The sequence below is a fragment of the Bdellovibrio sp. HAGR004 genome (assembly GCF_055397015.1).
Window position 1 is genome coordinate 854042 of the sequence record NZ_AP029176.1, and the last position, 17341, is coordinate 871382.

Annotated in this window: 16 protein-coding genes and 1 tRNA gene; 7 read left to right on the top strand and 10 right to left on the bottom strand. The window is 48.7% G+C overall.

The features are described from left to right. Positions 1 to 14 precede the first annotated feature (14 nt). A complete protein-coding gene (locus tag ACZ5ZV_RS04380; RefSeq protein ID WP_464120206.1) occupies positions 15 to 995 on the top strand; it encodes a KpsF/GutQ family sugar-phosphate isomerase in 981 nt (326 codons plus the stop codon). On the opposite strand, the gene ACZ5ZV_RS04385 is transcribed toward ACZ5ZV_RS04380, so the two are convergent. Beyond that, the gene (locus ACZ5ZV_RS04385) at positions 992 to 1471 is read right to left on the bottom strand and encodes a low molecular weight protein-tyrosine-phosphatase (RefSeq protein ID WP_464120207.1); all 480 of its coding nucleotides are present in this window, start codon (positions 1469 to 1471) and stop codon (positions 992 to 994) included. The genes ACZ5ZV_RS04380 and ACZ5ZV_RS04385 overlap by 4 nt on opposite strands. A 41-nt stretch (positions 1472 to 1512) precedes the next feature. On the opposite strand from ACZ5ZV_RS04385, the gene ACZ5ZV_RS04390 reads away from it, so the two are divergent. Further along, a tRNA-Ala gene (locus ACZ5ZV_RS04390) sits at positions 1513 to 1588 on the top strand. A 186-nt stretch (positions 1589 to 1774) separates the two neighbouring features. On the opposite strand, the gene ACZ5ZV_RS04395 is transcribed toward ACZ5ZV_RS04390, so the two are convergent. Beyond that, complete coding sequence (locus tag ACZ5ZV_RS04395; RefSeq protein ID WP_464120208.1) at positions 1775 to 2821, bottom strand: hypothetical protein; 1047 nt, start codon at positions 2819 to 2821, stop codon at positions 1775 to 1777. Between the two features lie 181 nt (positions 2822 to 3002). After that, complete coding sequence (locus ACZ5ZV_RS04400) at positions 3003 to 4334, bottom strand: ISL3 family transposase (protein WP_464117094.1); 1332 nt, start codon at positions 4332 to 4334, stop codon at positions 3003 to 3005. Between the two features lie 44 nt (positions 4335 to 4378). On the opposite strand from ACZ5ZV_RS04400, the gene ACZ5ZV_RS04405 reads away from it, so the two are divergent. Further along, positions 4379 to 4750 carry a hypothetical protein gene (locus tag ACZ5ZV_RS04405; protein ID WP_464117095.1) on the top strand — a complete coding sequence of 124 codons (372 nt, stop codon included), beginning with the start codon at positions 4379 to 4381 and terminating at the stop codon, positions 4748 to 4750. Between the two features lie 109 nt (positions 4751 to 4859). Here the strand turns inward: ACZ5ZV_RS04405 and ACZ5ZV_RS04410 are convergent, their stop codons facing one another. The 4 genes from ACZ5ZV_RS04410 to ACZ5ZV_RS04425 all read right to left on the bottom strand — a co-directional run bounded on the left by ACZ5ZV_RS04410 (position 4860) and on the right by ACZ5ZV_RS04425 (position 10431). Then, the gene (locus tag ACZ5ZV_RS04410; RefSeq protein WP_464120209.1) at positions 4860 to 6989 is read right to left on the bottom strand and encodes a PQQ-dependent sugar dehydrogenase; all 2130 of its coding nucleotides are present in this window, start codon (positions 6987 to 6989) and stop codon (positions 4860 to 4862) included. A 62-nt stretch (positions 6990 to 7051) separates the two neighbouring features. After that, positions 7052 to 8374 carry a D-alanyl-D-alanine carboxypeptidase gene (locus tag ACZ5ZV_RS04415; RefSeq protein ID WP_464120210.1) on the bottom strand — a complete coding sequence of 441 codons (1323 nt, stop codon included), beginning with the start codon at positions 8372 to 8374 and terminating at the stop codon, positions 7052 to 7054. A 160-nt stretch (positions 8375 to 8534) separates the two neighbouring features. After that, positions 8535 to 9869 (bottom strand): ISL3 family transposase, encoded by a 1335-nt coding sequence (locus ACZ5ZV_RS04420; protein WP_464117818.1) that lies wholly within the window; start codon positions 9867 to 9869, stop codon positions 8535 to 8537. 229 nt (positions 9870 to 10098) lie between these two features. Beyond that, positions 10099 to 10431, bottom strand: coding sequence for a hypothetical protein (locus ACZ5ZV_RS04425; RefSeq protein WP_464120211.1), 333 nt, complete (start codon positions 10429 to 10431; stop codon positions 10099 to 10101). A gap of 266 nt (positions 10432 to 10697) precedes the next feature. Here ACZ5ZV_RS04425 and ACZ5ZV_RS04430 point away from each other — a divergent pair, with 266 nt between their 5' ends. From ACZ5ZV_RS04430 to ACZ5ZV_RS04445, 4 genes are read left to right on the top strand one after another with little or no spacing between them, the layout of a single operon-like run. After that, the gene (locus ACZ5ZV_RS04430; RefSeq protein WP_464120212.1) at positions 10698 to 11381 is read left to right on the top strand and encodes a DUF4956 domain-containing protein; all 684 of its coding nucleotides are present in this window, start codon (positions 10698 to 10700) and stop codon (positions 11379 to 11381) included. Positions 11382 to 11388: 7 nt separating this feature from the next. Then, positions 11389 to 13131 (top strand): HlyD family secretion protein, encoded by a 1743-nt coding sequence (locus ACZ5ZV_RS04435; RefSeq protein ID WP_464120213.1) that lies wholly within the window; start codon positions 11389 to 11391, stop codon positions 13129 to 13131. Beyond that, positions 13131 to 14294, top strand: a complete 1164-nt coding sequence (locus ACZ5ZV_RS04440) for a hypothetical protein (RefSeq protein ID WP_464120214.1) — start codon at positions 13131 to 13133, stop codon at positions 14292 to 14294. The genes ACZ5ZV_RS04435 and ACZ5ZV_RS04440 overlap by 1 nt, the downstream gene beginning before the upstream one ends. Continuing rightward, complete coding sequence (locus ACZ5ZV_RS04445) at positions 14291 to 15073, top strand: VTC domain-containing protein (protein WP_464120215.1); 783 nt, start codon at positions 14291 to 14293, stop codon at positions 15071 to 15073. The genes ACZ5ZV_RS04440 and ACZ5ZV_RS04445 overlap by 4 nt, the downstream gene beginning before the upstream one ends. Here the strand turns inward: ACZ5ZV_RS04445 and ACZ5ZV_RS04450 are convergent. The 3 genes from ACZ5ZV_RS04450 to ACZ5ZV_RS04460 are packed head-to-tail and all read right to left on the bottom strand — an operon-like array spanning position 15067 to position 17332. After that, the gene (locus ACZ5ZV_RS04450; RefSeq protein ID WP_464120216.1) at positions 15067 to 15801 is read right to left on the bottom strand and encodes an amino acid ABC transporter ATP-binding protein; all 735 of its coding nucleotides are present in this window, start codon (positions 15799 to 15801) and stop codon (positions 15067 to 15069) included. The genes ACZ5ZV_RS04445 and ACZ5ZV_RS04450 overlap by 7 nt on opposite strands. After that, complete coding sequence (locus ACZ5ZV_RS04455) at positions 15798 to 16541, bottom strand: amino acid ABC transporter permease (RefSeq protein WP_464120217.1); 744 nt, start codon at positions 16539 to 16541, stop codon at positions 15798 to 15800. The genes ACZ5ZV_RS04450 and ACZ5ZV_RS04455 overlap by 4 nt, the downstream gene beginning before the upstream one ends. Next, entirely contained in the window at positions 16541 to 17332 is a 792-nt protein-coding gene (locus ACZ5ZV_RS04460; protein ID WP_464120218.1) for a basic amino acid ABC transporter substrate-binding protein, read from the bottom strand. The genes ACZ5ZV_RS04455 and ACZ5ZV_RS04460 overlap by 1 nt, the downstream gene beginning before the upstream one ends. Between the last annotated feature and the right edge of the window lie 9 nt (positions 17333 to 17341).

A 17341-nucleotide genomic window follows, 5' to 3' on the forward strand; every position in this document is an offset into this window, starting at 1 on the left:
GAAAGGTTTGATCTATGTCTAGAGTGATTCAGCAGGCTTTGAAAGTTTTGGATGTCGAGGCGCAGGCTATTTTGGCTTTGAAAGAACGCATCGGCCCGGACTTTGAAAAAGTGGTTCAAATGATCAAAGCCTGCGACGGAAAGATTGTTTTGACGGGGATGGGGAAGTCCGGTCAGATCGCACGCAAGCTGGCAAGCACCTTTTCCTCGACAGGAACGCCGGCGGTCTTTTTACATCCGGCCGAAAGTTCTCACGGGGATTTGGGGCTGGTGGAAAATAATGACCTGGTCATTGCTCTGTCTTATGGCGGTGAATCTCCGGAGTTTGCAGGCATTCTGCGTTTTGTGAATCGCAAAGGCATCCCGCTGGTGGCCATCACCGGCAAGCCAGAATCTTCGCTGGCTAAAGCCGCCCAAGTAACCCTGAACGTGCATGTCTCGGAAGAGGCTTGTCCTTTGGGGTTGGCGCCAACGGCCAGTAGCACGGCGACATTAGCAATGGGCGATGCTGTGGCAATGGCCGTGATGGCGGAAAAAGGCTTCAGCTCCGAAGACTTTGCAGAATTCCATCCAGGGGGCAGTCTGGGGTATCGTCTCCTGACTCGTGTTCGCGATGTGATGCATGCGGGGGAAGCTTTGCCGACGGTCAGTCTGGATACGCCAGTACGTCAGGTCCTTTCTATCATGACCCATAAAGACGTGCGTGGGGCCGCAGGTATCGTTGATGAAAAAGGGGATTTGGTGGGGGTTATCACCGACGGTGATATTCGTCGCCGCCTGGAAAAATCCAATGATCCTCTGACAGGAGTCGCCAAAGACCTGATGACGACCAACCCACGCACCATTGATGCCAACGAGCTGGCAGAAAAGGCCCTGTTCGTGATGGAGCAGTTCCAGATCCAAATGGTCTTTGTGCTGGACAAGGATTCAGCCCAGCCACGAAAGCCGGTGGGTATTCTGCACATCCAGGATTTGTTGCGCGCCAAGGTTCGTTAAGTTTTATCACCGTAATCGAGGACTTTTTCAAACAAGCCCTCGATTGCATCCTCCAGTATGTCTATCACCTCATCAAAGCCCTCGGCCCCTCCATAGTAAGGATCGGGGACGCCTTGATAACTTTTTTCAGAGCAATAGTCGGTTATGAGCGAGACCTTCGACAGCAGGCTGGCATCCGGGCAGATGCGCTTGATAAAGTCCAAGTTGGATCGGTCCATCGCCAGAATCCAGTCGAAATCGTAAAAGTCGGACTCGCGAATTTGCCGAGAGATGCTGGTTAATTCATACCCCCGCCGCTGAGCGTGCAGAATGCTGCGGGGGTCGGAAGTTTCGCCGTCATGGGCGCCAGAGGTCCCGGCAGAGTCCACCACCCAGGGAAGATCCTTTTGGCGAATAAGGTGAGCCGCCACGGCTTCGGCAGTGGGGGAGCGACAGATATTTCCCAGGCAGACAAACAGCAATTTTTGGCTTTTCATTTAAAAGATTTTAGGGCTATTATTGGATCTTGTCACTATGTGGGGCCGTAGCTCAGCTGGGAGAGCGCAACGCTGGCAGTGTTGAGGTCGTCGGTTCGATCCCGATCGGCTCCACCAATTTCTCTTTTTTCTGTTTTTTAATTGTAGGTATTTTGGCTTCGAGGTGGGTTTTCCTTGTATCGGGATGCGAGCCCGGCAACGTCGGTCGCCGCCCTGCCTTCGCGGGGCGCCTCCCACTGGCGCTTTTATCGCGGGCACAAGGTTCGCTCCCTTGGTTTGGTTGTGGGTAGGAAAGGCGGAGGGTTATTTTGTTTTTATGGAGTCGCTGCGGACTTGTCGGATGTAGTCCGCGATCTGGGACTCTGCTGCCAAACGGGCTTTGCTTTGGGGCTTGGTTTTAGTGAGTTGACCATTCATCATGACTTTTTGAATGGTTTCATCCACGACAATCGCGTGGCCGGCATTCTTCAGAATGGCTCTTGTGTCCAGGACCGCTTTTAGATAGCGGGTCATTTCGTTGATTTCAACATCGTTATAACGACCCAGATCCAACGACCACTTCATACCTAAAAGACCCAGTTTGATTTTGGTCTTCAGGTCTTTATCGATGTTGCTGGCTTTGGCCACCAGCATGGTCAGGATAAAGTTCTGACGTGCCTGAAGAATCTGGATCAGCTTGTTTTCAAAAGCCAGCAGGTCGTAAGAAGCTGGTTTCAGATCATTGATGGAAATACGACCCGCATCCAGATCCGTCTTTTGCTTCAGAGCGCGTTCAATCAATGACAGCATCGACATATGTTCAATACCTTTGGGGTCCACGCGGCTTTTCTGCTTGTCATTGACCTCGTGCAAAGTGGTCACCAGCGCCAGGAAATTCATATCGGTATTGTTGTCTGAAGTTGGAGAAATGAACTCTTCCGTCGGAGCATATTCATGGATCTCACGGATGAATTCACGGGCGGCGGAGGACGCCAACTCCTCACGGCGGTGATCGTTATCCAAGCCTTGCATGGACCACAACTGGAACTCATAGGCCCAGAAGTACTTCACGCCCAGACTGAGCTTCTTGGCCATTTCTTTGGATTCATTCATTTGTTGCAGGAACTCTTTGCGCAAAAGAGCGGCGTTACCCTGTCTTAAGGCATCGTAGAGCTCAGCGGTTTTATCGTCCAAAGAGCCGGATTTCTTATCCAGCTCGCCGGTTTTTTCTTCCATGCGTTTGGTGGTTTCACTCATCTCCACCGTGGCTTTGTGCATGTCATCCAGGTTCTTTTTAACTTCGCAGGCGCTGGTCAGGCCGCCAACACAGGCAAGCACCAACAGGGCTTTCAAACGTGAATCCCGAATCATAGATCCTCCAGACCGATAGATATCTCCGGAGGTAAAGCATAAAGGATGCCATCGAAGCTAGAGCTTGGATTCTAATACAGAGTTTTATACGGGTTTTCCTGATCACTCTGTAATACAAGAACTGTCCTTCTTTTTGACAGAGCGGCGGAAAACCTCACTAGCGGGCCATGCCTCTCCGTTTTTACTGGGGGTGGGGGATATGCCAATGCCATCCAGTCGTATCAATATGAGACGAGTTAAGAAGCCCACAGCGTTGCAATATTTTGAGTTCAAAAGATTCTTGGTTGCTGTATCCATACCCCATTCTCTTTAGAACTTTGATTTTATTATTGATGCCCTCTGAGATGGCAGTGGTCAGGTTAGATTTAATATATGCCTGAATATTAAGCCTGTATTTTCGAATCTTCTGAGCAAATTGTTTGAACACTTTGATACCTGATTCTCGAACCAAGTAGTACCATTGCGCCAGAGATTTTCGGAAGTTTGGAAGTGTTTTTTCATCCAGAACTTTATGGAAATAATCAACGATCAACATTCCCGCATTGATGTTTGTATTGAGCATTTTTAATTTCCCAAGAAGGTTTTGTTCTTCGATGGACAAGTTGGGATTGCGTTCCATGAGGATAAATCTGCGCCCCCCTTCGAGCATCCCGGCTTGAAAGCTGTCATTTCTTTTTTTTGCCAGTCTAAACTCGTCTTTGCGGAGAGTATTAAATGTTTCATTAAGGTTCTGAACTAAATGAAATCTATCCACAGCAATCTCTGCATTAGGACATAGCTTGGAAACAGCTCTGAAATATCCAGCATTCATATCTAAGGCAAAATATATAATTTGGTCCCGAGTTTTCTTAGATAAAGTCTTGAGGCAATTTGCTAGAGCCATAGCATCTCGTCCGCCAGCTGTTGCAATGACTTTTGAGAGCTTAGAGCAGACAAGGCTGGTTATATATTGAGTGGTCCAGCGCTCAGAAAAGGGGCTATTCCTTTGAGTATTTACTATAGTTCTAAAGTGTACTTCGTCGGCACTCATGTGACTGACGTTGAGATCATCAGGGAGTTTGTAGAATTTCTTCATGTGCCTCATTCTCCACTGATCCAGATCCCACATGGTTTTGGAATTCGTGCGGAAATAGCGACTTGTAGCTTCGCAGGTAAGCTCTTCCATGAGAAGACCAGCAACCTCAGCCATAGCCAAAGTCATGTTTGAGAATTGAGGGTGAACTCCCTTCATAGGAGACATTCGAAGTTGCCCTGAACACATGTCGCAAACAGCGCGTAATCTACGATAGTGAACTATCACTTCTTTATAAGCCCCCAGAGGGGGAGCTTTTAGTTTGCGTATTCTGTAGTCTTTGACATTTTTTAAAGAAAATCCACAGCTCTCACAAACACAAGTATCTTTTTTTTGCTGCACCCATAATTCACATGTTAGAGTTGATTTGTCAGTTTTGAAAGACTGCAGTACAACGTCTTGCAGACCTATGGAATCAATGATGAGATCAGAGCAGTCCATCCTTGGAAGCCTCCATTAGTAAAAATTTTAGGGAGATTTTATCAATGAACTTTGAACTTGAAACAACACAGCGCACCGTATGGGAGCTTGCCGATCGAGTGGAGTTTTTAAATCGTATGCGGCCATTACTGAATATTAGTGATGCCGAGGCCGAAGAAATCAAAGAATTGCTTCAGGAAAGAGATTTTGACTACTTAGAGATCGCAGCTTATTTGGGCAAGCAAGAAGATCCAGATGCGGCCCTAGTTTTTAATGGGAAAAAAGATATTTACTGGGATATTTTTAACTCAAAAAAATCAAAAGAAATTATCAATAAGATAAGTGAATTAGCGCATCCTCTTACAAAGTTGTCCCACACAAGAGGCCTCACTCAAAGAGACTGGATGAAAAGACTTGAGGCGCTTGGTAGTTTTTAAAAGATTTAAGCGTCCCGGCAATCAAGGCCGAGGATCGAATCTTCGAAAAACAAAGGTCAGAATTACTTGCTCAAATCGAAGATCTGAGTTGCTAGCCTCTCACCCCCATTTAAAACGGGGAGCCGCGGGCCATGTAGTACACGCCATCTTCCGGGGGCTGACAGGTGCCCTTAAACAGACGACTGTGCGAAGGCACAAGATAGACCCGACTCCATTTGTGTCCGTTGTTTGTGACCACGGAAGATGGGCGAGGATCAATATAAACCAGATCCCCGTTCACAGCCTGCCCACAGACTTTGGCGCTGGTGCTGGGGGCGGCGCGGATGTTGCGTGTATCCACGATCTTCACCTGCGAATAGCGCTGGTCCACATCTGTCGGCAGAGCTGATATCCAGGCGGCAATGATCTTATTCACACGTTCACCTTCGGCGGTGCCATAGATCTGCTCTTTGTCTGCCGGAGGCATGGGAGTGTAACCCTCGATACGGGCCACAGCTCCATAGACTTTGCTGCGTTCCACTTCACGCGGCAAAATCCATTCGTTCTTAATAAGGAAATCCAGATTGCTGAAGCGGTCGCTTGCGATGTCCTGAGCCTGCATATTGCCGTGACAGCCCAGACAGTGCTTTTGAATCAGGCCCGTTTGAATTTGGCGGTAGCCTTCTTCCAGTTTTGCATTTTCACGGATGGCGGATCTCCAGGCCAGCAGTTGCACCTGCGGGTCCACGCTAGAGCGTCTCCCTTCGCAGGGCTCCTGATAATTTGCGTTGTGAGTGCGGGCCAGACGCAGGATCGTGCGATTTTCGCGGTCCTCGACAATCCACAAAGAACCATCCACAGCTTCCGTAAATGCCACGGGAGCTCCCTTCGGGCGAAGGCCCTTGACCTCGTCCCACTTGGAAATGATTTCGCGGTAAGATCCATGGCGATCCATACCCCCGTGAGGCGCAAAGGCCTTACGAGCGGAACAGGCCCCTTTTTGATTCACGTTGTAGACGGAGCTTTTTTCATCAGCACGGGGTCGGCCTTTGTCATCCACCGGATAGGCCACCAGACGGTGCCCGGCGGGTTGGTAACCGTGCCAGGTCACCAGCAGTTGTCCGCCGAAAAGATCTGCGAACATCTTACCCTTATAATAGGCCATGTGCAGAGGCGCCACGTGTGGTGGCATCAGCAGCCAAGGGGCTTGATAGTCACCGACTTCGCGGGGCTGCCTCTGTTCGCAGTCCACGGGCTTTTTAAATTGTTTGTGCAAAGGAAGATTTTTATTTTCCGGGAACAGCCACTCTGGAGACGTCGCGTGGAAGTTATAGCAGTAAGGCCATCCATAGTGATAACCGCGACCGTTATCCAGATCGACGACATTGACTTCTTCATAGGGTTCTTCCAGTTCCTGGAAGTCACGGCTGTTTTCCCCCTGAATCAGGAAGCCCGCATCGGAAATGGCCATCGCCATAGAGTTGCGAAGTCCCACCGCAGCCACTTCAAAGAAGCGCAAACCTTTCGGGGGAAGATTCTTAAGATGCTCTGCTGGAATACGATAGATGGCTCCGTTGCCTTGAGCTTGTTCTTCCGGGCACGTCTTATAAGCCCCAGTGCCTTGAACCACGCAGTGATCGCTCGGAGATCCGGAATTGATATAAAGATCCCCATTGCGCGGATCAAAAACGAACTGGGACAGTGGATGCATGTAGCCCTCTTTGCGGGCGATGTCGCCAATCACCAGGGTCCAATCTGTCAGTTGATTGTTGTGCAGGTGAAACTTGGAAATGCGTGTGCGCTCACCGATATAGAAGAATCCGTCTGGTCCCAGTGCCAGGCCATGCGGTGTTTCCAGGCCCACTTTCAGTGTTTTGATTTCATAAGGGCCTGCCGCGGAAGGGGTCAGCAGGAACAGGCGGCCATTCTGTGGACTCCAGCCCCCCATGTCCACCACCAGGAAGTTGCGTGTATTTCCGATCTGCAAAATGGTGCGGGGCTTGATAAAGCTTTTTTGTGTGGCATTGTCCATGGCGCGATCCCGGGGGAGGACCATTCCAAGGCAGGTGCCCGGCATCGTTTCCACCTGTACGCGCGGAAAGCCGTCGCAGGAGGTGTCATTAGGATCGTAAAGATAACCGCTTTTATCCAGCACCATGCGGGATGCGGCAGTTCCGCGTTGAACGGGATTGTTTTTATTTTGAAAATAGGAACATTGAACCAGGACCAAGGTCAGGACCGACAACAGTATAATAGGCATATTTTCCCCGGAAAGAGTCTTTATTATAGAAGACCTTTCCAGGGTTTTGAAAAACAATTTTATTATTGTTTGTTGAGACTGACTGAAGGTGCAGGCGTGATCGACTGATATTCCGTCAGGTAGGAACCTGTATCGAAAGCCAAAGGAATGAACTCGGTATAATTGATCGCACGCGGGCCGGAACGATTGTTGATCATCTGAGCCACTTTGTTTTTGATCATCTGAGTGGCCACACCGCGATCCGAACTGTTCTGGTCCATATCCGCATGCAGAAGAATGGCAAAGAAGAACTCACCGTCTTTGGTGGAAATGCTGCCGGCCAAAGTTTTAGCCTTGTTCACCGTTCCTGTTTTAGCGACCATCGCACCGCTGGCGACGCCACCAAAGTTGTCGACAGTGGAATCAGAGTCCTTATTAGCCACAGCCATCACGTCGCTGAGTTTGTAACCTTTTGCCGTCAGAGCCTTATTCAGGGCATAGATGGCTTTGATCATCGTTTCGCAGCTGGCCTCGTTGTAGATCGGCTTGGCGGTCGTTCCTTCGTTATTGCCGGAGCCATTATGGAACACGATTTGACTGCTGGTTGCATTCAGCGTGGACTGGGCAAAAGAGTTAAAGGCCGACGTGCCTCCCAAATTCCAATAAAGATTGTCAGCAATATAGTTGTTGGATTGATTGTTCATGCGCTTTAAAAGCATGCGCAACGGCGCTGACTTCAGAACAACCGAAGCCGTCAATTGCTCTTTTTTGTATTGGGATTTCGGAACAAACTCCACAGAGCGGACCGTGATGCTTGGTTTTTCAAGCATGAAAACATTGTTCTTCGTGGCTTTGGTGCGCAGGCTGGAATACATCGACTTGTTGATGGCAGTGGCAAAATATTCAAGCAGGTGCTTGCGAACCACGGCCGCTTGTTGTTCGATGGTTTCATATCTTGGTGTGACACCGCCGATCAAAGGGGATTCTTCGGCCAGCCAGTGCATCAGGAAGTTTTCATCGAAAGTCAGCTTCTCGATATTAGTGATCTTCATGCGGTTTAATTCAGAGATCAGGAAGTAGCTCATGTTGCGCCCGAACATGGGGTCACGGCTGCCTTCGATATGGATGTCCATACGGCCGTTTGCCGTCGGAGTCAGATGCAGAATCGTTTTATAACGATAGTCCACGCCCAGTTTTTCAACTGCCCACAGGGAAGTCACGATTTTGGAGATTGAGGCCAAAGGGAACTTTTTCGTGATATCGCCATCACCTTTGATTTCTTTGGTGCTAGCGGAAGTTTTCATGTGGCAGACGGAGTTGACATAGACTTTGGCGGATGCCACGGACGACACCATCAGGGTTCCAGCCAACATCGTTAAAACATTTTTTGTGAACAGACGTACCATGGGCACTCCTTCCAGACGTTTGCCGCTGTTTCATAATCTGTGCCTGGAGTTTTTTCAATCTGCTGCCATCTGTGGGGGGAAGGGGTGTCTAATTGCCTGACAGGTGACAATAAAGGGACCCAAAAAAGGTCGCCTCTCGGGTTTTAACTGTGGGTAGGTTTTATGCCAACTGGCTATATTTGAATAGAGCCCTCGTATCCATGTGTCTCGAATTGAGAAAGCCACACCGTTGAAGGATCTTAAGCATGAATGATTCCTCGTTCTGATAATTGTAAGCCATCGCCTTTAAAACTCTGATCTTATTATTGAGTCCTTCACTGATAGCCGTCGTCAAATTAGATCGTATATAAGCCTCAATATTCATTCGATACTTTCTCACTTGAAGAGCAAACTTTCGCAGCGGAAGGAGTTTTGAGTCACGAACCAAGCCGTACCATTTCGTAAGCCGAGATCTAAAACCTTGAACACCTTTTTCTTCCAATACTTTGTGAAAGTATTCAACGATGATCATGGCATTTGAGATATTCGTATTTAGTACTTTTAATTTACCAAGCATATTATGCTCCTCAATAGATAAAACAGCGTTGCGTTCTAAAAACATGAACCGCTTCGAAGGGGATAGCATGATCTCTTCGAATTCTTTTTTGTTTTTCTTGGCTCTTTGAAACTCCTCTTTTCTGATTTTTTCAAAGTATTCGTTCATATTCTGAATCAAGTGAAATCTATCAACCGCGATTTCAGCATCTGGGCAAAGCTTACTAACGGCCTGGAAGTATCCTGGGTTCATGTCTATTGAAAAAAACTCTACTGATAATCGCTGAGGACGAGAGAGCGAACGCAGGCAGTTGGCTAACGCCATTGCATCCCGACCAGCGGCATTTGCAATGATCTTGGCCTCTTTAGTGCAGACTAAATTGGTAACGAACTTTACAGTCCATCTTGGTGCAAAGGGGTGGTCTCTCTTTGTTTCCGTTTCAGTTTTAAAATGCACCTCATCCGCGCTCATACGTGACACATCTATATCTTGCGTGAACTTCTTTAGATCCAAATTCTTTTGCATTTCTCGCATACGCCACTGATCTATTTGCCATAAAGTTTTTGGATCTGAACTCAAGGTCCTACTGGCTGCAGCGCAAGTGGTTTCTTCCATCAATCGACCAGCAGTTTCAACGAAACTACAGCTATGGCCTTTAAACTTAGAGTGGACTCCTGCCACAAATGCGCGTTGGATTTTATTGCAAATGGGGCAAAGGCCTCGTGGATAACGTAGTTGAATAACTACGTCTTTAAAAAGTCCAAGTGGAGGGACCTTGAGCTCACGATGACTCCATTGATGGAACTCCAATAGTGGATGCTCACAACTAGCGCAGCGCGCTCGCGCCCAGGGAAGCTCAGCTTTGATCCGACAAGATACAAAGTCTTCTGAAAGCTCCGCGTTGGTAATCGTTAAGTCTTGCAGACCCAACAAGCTGTTGATCAAATGATGAAGGTCCATCCTTGGCCTTTGTAATTTGGTGATTTGTGGTAAAAAAATCAAATCACAAGGTCAGCCAAGATGGGCCTTTTTTATTCCCACGCCACAACGCAAAAAGCTGGTCACGATGACCGGCTTTTCCCCAGGGTATGGGAGCGGGAAGCTCCTATGACAGGATGTCTTTCTTCTTATTTACCCACAGCTAAATCCCGAGAACCAAAAAGGTCCCTTTATCTGAGGGCATTCATTATCAGTAGCAGTAATCGACAGCGTAACGGGTGTTGCCCCAACGGTCCCAGGCTTCGCAGTACACACGATAGCCAGGGATGTATTCAGCATAACAGCCGTAGCCCCGTGCCCAGCAGGAAATCGTGTAGCCATTATAGCAACGAGTCCAGGCCCGGCACGTGTAAGTTTGTGTCTCGGGGCTGGAGCTGAGCTTCTCCGTTCCGCCGCTGATATCCTGTGAAACTTCCAAAACTTGATTCAAATAGTTCAGGCCCGCACTGACATCCTCAGTGGCCTGTGCTGAGGAAAGGCTGAACAAGAACGAAAATAAGGCGATTGCAAACAGAGTTTTCATAGATCCTCCTGATTTGAAGTGCATAGGTCCTTTGAGTAAAGCCTAAGCTGAGCCAGAAGAATCGGCCAACAGCAGGAGGTCTTAGTGGCAGAATAAACACCAGAGGATTTCTTGTGTGTAATCTGTCAGATAGCAGTATGTGAATTGCCAGATCCAGCAGGGGCAGAGATGCTATTAAGTCTCTGTCATTATGTTTTATTTTGGTTGAGATAACAGGGGATTGTTTGAAAGATGGGCCCTTCCTGACTTTATGAGGAGGCAAGGGTATGTTGGATTTTGCGGTCCTTAATTCATCATTTGCAAACCCGACTTGGATTTCCGTCGTCTATGCGTTCTTACTCAGTTTTATTTTGGGCACGGCTTTGGCGGTGGCGTACGTACGCACATTTCGCGGTCTTTCCTATTCACTTAATTTTCTGCACGGTTTGATTCTACTTCCAATTGTCATTGCCATCGCGATGCAGGCCATCGGTGACAATGTCGCTCGCGGTATTGGGATGATCGGGGCCCTGTCCCTGTTGCGCTTTCGCACCAACGTCAAAGATCCGCGGGACATGTTCTTTATTTTTGCCTCCTTGGCGGTGGGACTGGCCTCGGGGGTGCATGCTTATGGCATTGCGATTATCGGGGCCGTTTGTTTTATCTCGGCGCTGCTGGTGCTGCAAAGATCTCCTTTTGCCTCGGGCCCGCAGTTTGATGGTCTGTTACGTTTGAATCTTTCCCGTTCTGGCGATGATCAGCGTGAGGTGGAAAGCATTTTGGGACAATCCTGCCGCCATTTTGCCTTGGCTACTATCCGGGAGGTAGCGCAGGGAGATCGTTTGGACTTTTCCTATCAGGTGCGCCTGAATCCGCGCGCAACATCGGCGGATTTGGTGGAACAATTGGGCAAAGTCCCCTCGGTTCGGGGGCTGAATTTCATGAACCAGGAATCGGTGATCGAGGTGTAGCTTGAAGATGAGCGAGGTCTTCGGGACCGAAAACCGTTTTTTATTAGGCAGCTGGATTGCCGCTGTGGTTTTGGTGCTGGTGTTGGGCTTCTTCTTGAGCTCAGATCCCGTGAATATTCTGGGGGTGGCAGAATCACGTGAATATCAGGTTAATTTCGACAGTCCCGTTGAAATTAAGCACATCTATGTGATGCCCAGCCAGATTGTTAAAAAAGGCGATCTGCTGGCGGAGTTGGAACAGTCCGAGTGGGATGCTCAGCTGCGAGTCTTAAAAAGTCGCTATGATAAACTCAATGCAGAAATGCGTTTGCGTCGTGAGATTGCAGGTATCGCCCAGGATCTGGGTTCCGCGGTGCCCAGCGAAGCGGATCCTTTGCGTGTGGATCTGGAAGACACCAAACGCGAGATGGATCTGATCGAAAGCCGATTGAAAAATCTTTTTGTCTTTGCCGAAGTGGATGGCGCGGTTGGAGCGGTTAATTTTAAAAGCGGTGAAAAGGCTCCATCCTTTGCGCCGCTGATCACTTTGTTGCCTTTGAATCCCACCTATGTGAACGGTTATGTGAATGAAAACCTGAACTCCTCGTTGTCCGTGGGCCAAAGCGTGGAGGTTGTTTCCAGTGCTGGCAAATCTGTTCGCGGTCAGGTCATAAGTGTTGGTTCGCGGATCGTGCCTATTCCAGAGCGTCTTTTACGAATTCAGACCTTGCCGGCCTGGGGACGCGAGGTGGTGATTAAAATTCCGCCGACGAATGGATTTTTGCTCGGGGAAAAAGTTTCTGTGCATAAGCGCTGGGGGCTTTCATTTGTTAATTTTGCTCAGGCGGATGAAGTCGTCACTGACTCGGCCAATGATCTGCCACAAGATCTGGAATTGCCTGAAGACGTCCTGACGCGGTTCCGTCCGGAAATGTCGGGCATGGTTTTCATTCCCGAGCTGCGCCAGTTTGTTTTGGTTTCAGATGACTACCCCAAAGACCGACCTGTTCTTTTCCTGATGAATGAAAAGGGTCAGGTGCAATCGCATCAGATTTCAATAGCTGGTCTGGAGCAAATGCAGGACATCGAGTCCGTGTCCCTGCTGGGCGACCGTCTTTATTTGATGGGATCAATGTCCCGAACTAAAAAGGGCAAATTGAAACGGGATCGACATCTGTTTGCCAAAGTCCGCCGCCATGGTTTGCGCTATCATCTGGAGCAGACAGTTGAACTGCGCGAAAAGGTTTTGCAGGCCCTGGCGCGATCTAAAGATCAGATTCTGAATCGGCTGGCAATTCTGGATCAGCAGAGTCCCAGAACGGGTTTCGAAGTGGAAGGTCATGCAATAGAAGGTGAAAGTCTGTATCTGGCGCTTAAGGGGCCGGCTCTGGCTCTGAATAAAGGATTGATCTTAAGAATCGATGATTTCCAGGATCTTTTTGAGGATCGTCCTCTGGCACCGGAGCGGGTTCATGTCGAGGCGGAGTTTGAGATGGCGCTGCCCCACGAGAAAGCGGAATCTGTTGTCACTGATGTGGTGAAACTGGGCGAGGACTTTTATGTGGCATCCAGTTGCCGGGGTGTTTTATGCAGTGCCGTCTGGAAAGTGAAGCCCGGAAAACCCAAAGCCGAGTTGGTTCGTGAATATTCGTACTCTCATCTGGAGGCGTTGGCCCTGCATCCGGAAAGTAAAAAACTTTTTGCGGTGTTTGAAACTAAATCGGGCGGACGATTTGTGACTCTGCCAACATCAGAAAAAAGGACACCCTAATGCTGTGGGTGCTTTGTCTTTCGTTTTATTCCACGCCTTCGTTGGCCTTGACTGCTGAGCAGGTTCTGAAAACGGCCTGGCAGGATGAAACTGTTTTGTCCCAGGAAAAAATGCGTTCCACGGATTCCAGCAACCCCCTAAGAAATGTCGAGGCCTTCGCTTCTGTGGAAAGTGAAGATCAAAATCGTGAGTACGAGGTAGGTTTGAAGTTTCAGTTCCGCTCTTGGCCAGAGTGGAAGCTCGGGGCTGGCGCGGACTCGCAAACAAAAATTGTAAAGGAAGCGTCTCTTGCCTGGGCTTTGCATGAACGTTATGTGCATTTGATTTCATTTGAAATCGCCCGTCAGAAAAGAATCACACTGGATAAAGTTCTTAAACTTTCCGAGAACTATCTTAAAGCTCAGGGTCTTTCTTTGCGGGCAGGCCGCAGTACCAGCAAGTCTTTTCTTTCAGCACAGGCTGATATTTACAAGCTCAAACGTCTTGAAAATGTGTTGGTTCAAGAGCACCAGGCCGTTGTGCAGAAAATCAGGCAGTGGGCTCCGGACTGGAAAGAGGACAGCCTGGCAGACTTCGACTTACTTACTGTAGAGGATGTGCTTGAAGCGGTGAACTCTCAGAAAGTGCATGACAGCTCATTAACGGCACGGCTTTTAAGAGCAGAATACAGAGATCTGGGAAAGGAACTTGAAATTCTGCGCGCGCGAGAGAACCAGTGGATCAAAGGGGTGGATGTTTCTCAAAGCCGTAAGGATGAAGAGATCGGCTATAAAGTGGAGTTAAGTATTCAGCTTCCTGGTTTGGGGGCGGATGATTTGTCCCGACAAAAGCAGAACGAATTGGTACTAAAAAGAGCGCTGAAGTTAAAGGAAGCCTCGGGCAGTCAGGATCGACTGCAGAGTCTGCGTAATCAAATTCAGAATCTGGGAAGTCTTTATAAGATGTCGAAGTCCGGTTTGGTGCTAAGTCAGAAGTCGCGGAGTGTGGATACTCTGACCGAACTCGAAAATCGAATGTCATCAGAACAGGCTCAGCTGGATTTGCTTTCCCAGCAGCAGGAAATTTTAGTTCTTTATGTGGAATATCTGCTGGAAAATGAGCGGCTGACGGAAGAGCCCACCCGCAATTTTTTAAGTCGAACCTTAAAAACGGTGTCCTTATGAGCGGGCCGGTTTCTCCTTTGGCGTTGGAACGCTATGAGCTGAAGTATCTAATACCCCTCAGTCTGGTGGGGCCGATCTCTCAGTTCGTGGAACGGTACTGCGAAATGGATTATTACTCTCGTGTTTCGTCGGACCAGTTTTACACAATCAACAGCCTCTATCTGGACACTCCCAGTCTCTATCTTCTGCGTTTTAAAGAAGCGGCCAACGCTTTTAGCTTTAATATGCGGGTTCGTTCCTACGGCGGTTCGCCTCAGCCCCCCTATTTTTTCGAGATCAAATATAAGTTGCGGGATTTTGTGCGTAAGAAAAGAGCCAAAGTCGATACTGCCGATTGGATGGACATCTTAGAGTGGGGCCAAGTACCTGCGGGGATGGAGTCAGGTTCCCGGATGAATCTTGAGAACTTTATTTTTATGAAGCAGACCTACAACGTGGGGCCGGTCATTCTGACCCAGTATCGACGCAAGGCCTATTTGTCATTTATTGATGATTATGCCCGGGTGACCTTTGACCGAGACCTGCGCTATCAAGAGATGGATCGATGGTGTGTGACACCTGATGAGAAAGGCCTCAGCCACTATGATCACCCAGGGTCCTTTGAGGAGCCCGGGTGCAATGTCATACTGGAGCTAAAGTGTGAAAAGAAAATTCCCTTGTGGATGGTCGACCTGATTCGTTACTTCCAGTTGGAGCAAGGATCCTTTTCCAAGTTTGGAAACTCTATGCTGACCCATCTGCTGCCCCCGGAAGTTTTAAGGCCCGGAATTCTTTATTGATGATGTAACAAGACTTTGCTTAGGAACGTGCGAGTGCGTTCGCTTTCCGCCGAACTGAATATTTTGTCCGGGGGGCCTTGTTCTATGATCTGGCCTTGGTCCATGAATATAATACGATCGCTGACTTGACGGGCAAAACCCATTTCGTGGGTCACGACAATCATGGTTTTTCCGCTATGGGCCAGAGATTTAATAACGTCCAACACCTCACCCACCATCTCCGGATCCAAGGCTGAAGTTGGTTCATCGAAAAGCATCACTTGAGGCTCCATCGCCAGAGCGCGTGCAATAGCCACACGTTGCTGCTGGCCTCCGGAAAGCTCACTAGGGTAGGAGTGGGCTTTGTCCGCCAAGCCGACACGTGCTAAAAGGTCCTGCCCCTTGTCCTTGGCTTCCTGATACGACAGGCCTTTGACTTTCATAGGTGCTAGCATGATGTTTTCCAGGGCCGTTTTATGGGGAAAAAGATTAAAGCGCTGAAAAACCATGCCCACATGAGCACGCAGTTTATTCAGATCTGCTTCCGCAGACGTCACGGTGAAACTGTCGACTTCAATAGTTCCGCCCTGGGCCGTTTCCAAAGCGTTAATGCAGCGAAGAAAGGTGCTTTTTCCAGATCCGGAAGGACCGATCACGCAGACGACCTCATTGTCCTTGATTTCACATGAGACGCTTTTAAGAACCTGCTTGCTGCCAAAATATTTCTGCAAATTCTGAATTTTAATCATGCGGATTGATACCTTTTTTCAAGACGATGAACGACAAAGGACATAGCCAGCGTGATAACCAGATAAAGGAAAGAGATGAACAAATAAGGTTCCCAGTACCGGGCATAGGCACCGGCGGCAGTGCGGGCCGCATAGGCCAGCTCAGCCAAGCCGATGGCCGACACCAGGGATGAATCTTTTAAAAGTGTTATGGCTTCGTTCCCCAGCGGTGGCAACATGCGACGGAATGCCTGTGGAATGATGATGGACTTCATTGTATGGAAATAACTTAACCCCAAAGACCGAGCGGCCTCAAATTGTCCACGGTCGATGGACTGAATACCGGCTCGGAAGATTTCGGCGATATAAGCTGCTGAATTCAAGCTCAAAGCCATCGCACCTGAGATCAAGGCACCATATTCACGCTTCAGGTACAGAGCCCATTCTCCTTGAATCAACAGGCCTTCATCGGGATGGATCAGAAGTGGCACCAAGGCAAAATGGATCAGCAGAATTTGAACGAAAAGGGGAGTTCCACGGAAAAAGCCGATGTAGATTTGAGAAGGAAGGCGGATGAGCAGCTGAACCGGCCACTTCCAGAGGCCCCGCTCGACCGTGGCGATTTTTCCCAGGCCCAGAAAAAGCCCCAGAATGGTGCCGAAGAAAATGCCAATACCGGTCAGGATCAGGGTCGTTTTCAGCCCCTGTAAAAACAAGGGCCAGTATTCGATGATAATGTCAGTGCGAAACCACGCGAACATCAGTTTTTCTTTTCCCCAAAGTACTTTCTGTAAATGTTGTCGTAGGTGCCGTCAGCCTTGATCTGGCTTAGGCCAGAGTTGATTTTTTGCAACAACTCTGTGTTCCCTTTTTTAACCGCGATGCCATACACCTCTTTGGAAAAACTGGTGTCCGAAAGAACTTTGAAGTTCTTCGGGTTGTTGGCAAAGAAATTGTTGATGACTCCGTTGTCGGCCACCACAGCATCCACGCCGCCGTTAATCAGTTCCTGCAAGGCCAAAGGCGTTCCTTCAAAACGTTTGATACTGGAACTGTCACGGCCCAGAAGTTGTGTGACAACGCTGTCGCCAGTGGTCCCGATTTGCACCCCGACTTTAAGTTTCTTCAGGTCTTCAAATTTGGTGACCGTGGATTTGTTCGGAACTGCGATCAGCTGAACGGCTTCGAAGTAGGGATCCGAGAAATCCATGGACTTCTTGCGCTCTTCATTGATCGTGATGGCTGAAATCAGAATATCCCGGTCGCCGGAATTCAGTTGATTAAACAAACCTTCCCAAGGGGTGTTTACAATCTGAATTTGCAGACCCGCCTTTGCGGCCACGGCCTGCATGATCTCGATATCAAAGCCGCTCAAGGTTTTGTCGGCATTTTCACTTTCAAACGGGGCATAGGCAGCATCTGTTCCGACGATGAGTTCTTTTTTTGAAGAGGATTTTTCCGCAGGGGAGGAGGTCGACTCCTCCTTTTTCTGGGTGCATCCGAAAGAGGCAACAAGCAAGAAGCTGGTCAAAAGAAGCGCGAGTCTGGTCATAGCGATCTC

Bases quoted from the DNA above. Each gene is read 5' to 3' on its own strand.
- ACZ5ZV_RS04410 (WP_464120209.1), bottom strand. From the start codon at position 6,989: ATGCCTATTATACTGTTGTCGGTCCTGACCTTGGTCCTGGTTCAATGT.
- ACZ5ZV_RS04460 (WP_464120218.1), bottom strand. From the start codon at position 17,332: ATGACCAGACTCGCGCTTCTTTTGACCAGCTTCTTGCTTGTTGCCTCT.
- ACZ5ZV_RS04455 (WP_464120217.1), bottom strand. From the start codon at position 16,541: ATGTTCGCGTGGTTTCGCACTGACATTATCATCGAATACTGGCCCTTG.
- ACZ5ZV_RS04445 (WP_464120215.1), top strand. From the start codon at position 14,291: ATGAGCGGGCCGGTTTCTCCTTTGGCGTTGGAACGCTATGAGCTGAAG.
- ACZ5ZV_RS04385 (WP_464120207.1), bottom strand. From the start codon at position 1,471: ATGAAAAGCCAAAAATTGCTGTTTGTCTGCCTGGGAAATATCTGTCGC.
- ACZ5ZV_RS04420 (WP_464117818.1), bottom strand. From the start codon at position 9,869: ATGGACCTTCATCATTTGATCAACAGCTTGTTGGGTCTGCAAGACTTA.
- ACZ5ZV_RS04380 (WP_464120206.1), top strand. From the start codon at position 15: ATGTCTAGAGTGATTCAGCAGGCTTTGAAAGTTTTGGATGTCGAGGCG.
- ACZ5ZV_RS04440 (WP_464120214.1), top strand. From the start codon at position 13,131: ATGCTGTGGGTGCTTTGTCTTTCGTTTTATTCCACGCCTTCGTTGGCC.
- ACZ5ZV_RS04450 (WP_464120216.1), bottom strand. From the start codon at position 15,801: ATGATTAAAATTCAGAATTTGCAGAAATATTTTGGCAGCAAGCAGGTT.
- ACZ5ZV_RS04425 (WP_464120211.1), bottom strand. From the start codon at position 10,431: ATGAAAACTCTGTTTGCAATCGCCTTATTTTCGTTCTTGTTCAGCCTT.
- ACZ5ZV_RS04415 (WP_464120210.1), bottom strand. From the start codon at position 8,374: ATGGTACGTCTGTTCACAAAAAATGTTTTAACGATGTTGGCTGGAACC.
- ACZ5ZV_RS04430 (WP_464120212.1), top strand. From the start codon at position 10,698: ATGTTGGATTTTGCGGTCCTTAATTCATCATTTGCAAACCCGACTTGG.
- ACZ5ZV_RS04395 (WP_464120208.1), bottom strand. From the start codon at position 2,821: ATGATTCGGGATTCACGTTTGAAAGCCCTGTTGGTGCTTGCCTGTGTT.
- ACZ5ZV_RS04405 (WP_464117095.1), top strand. From the start codon at position 4,379: ATGAACTTTGAACTTGAAACAACACAGCGCACCGTATGGGAGCTTGCC.
- ACZ5ZV_RS04435 (WP_464120213.1), top strand. From the start codon at position 11,389: ATGAGCGAGGTCTTCGGGACCGAAAACCGTTTTTTATTAGGCAGCTGG.
- ACZ5ZV_RS04400 (WP_464117094.1), bottom strand. From the start codon at position 4,334: ATGGACTGCTCTGATCTCATCATTGATTCCATAGGTCTGCAAGACGTT.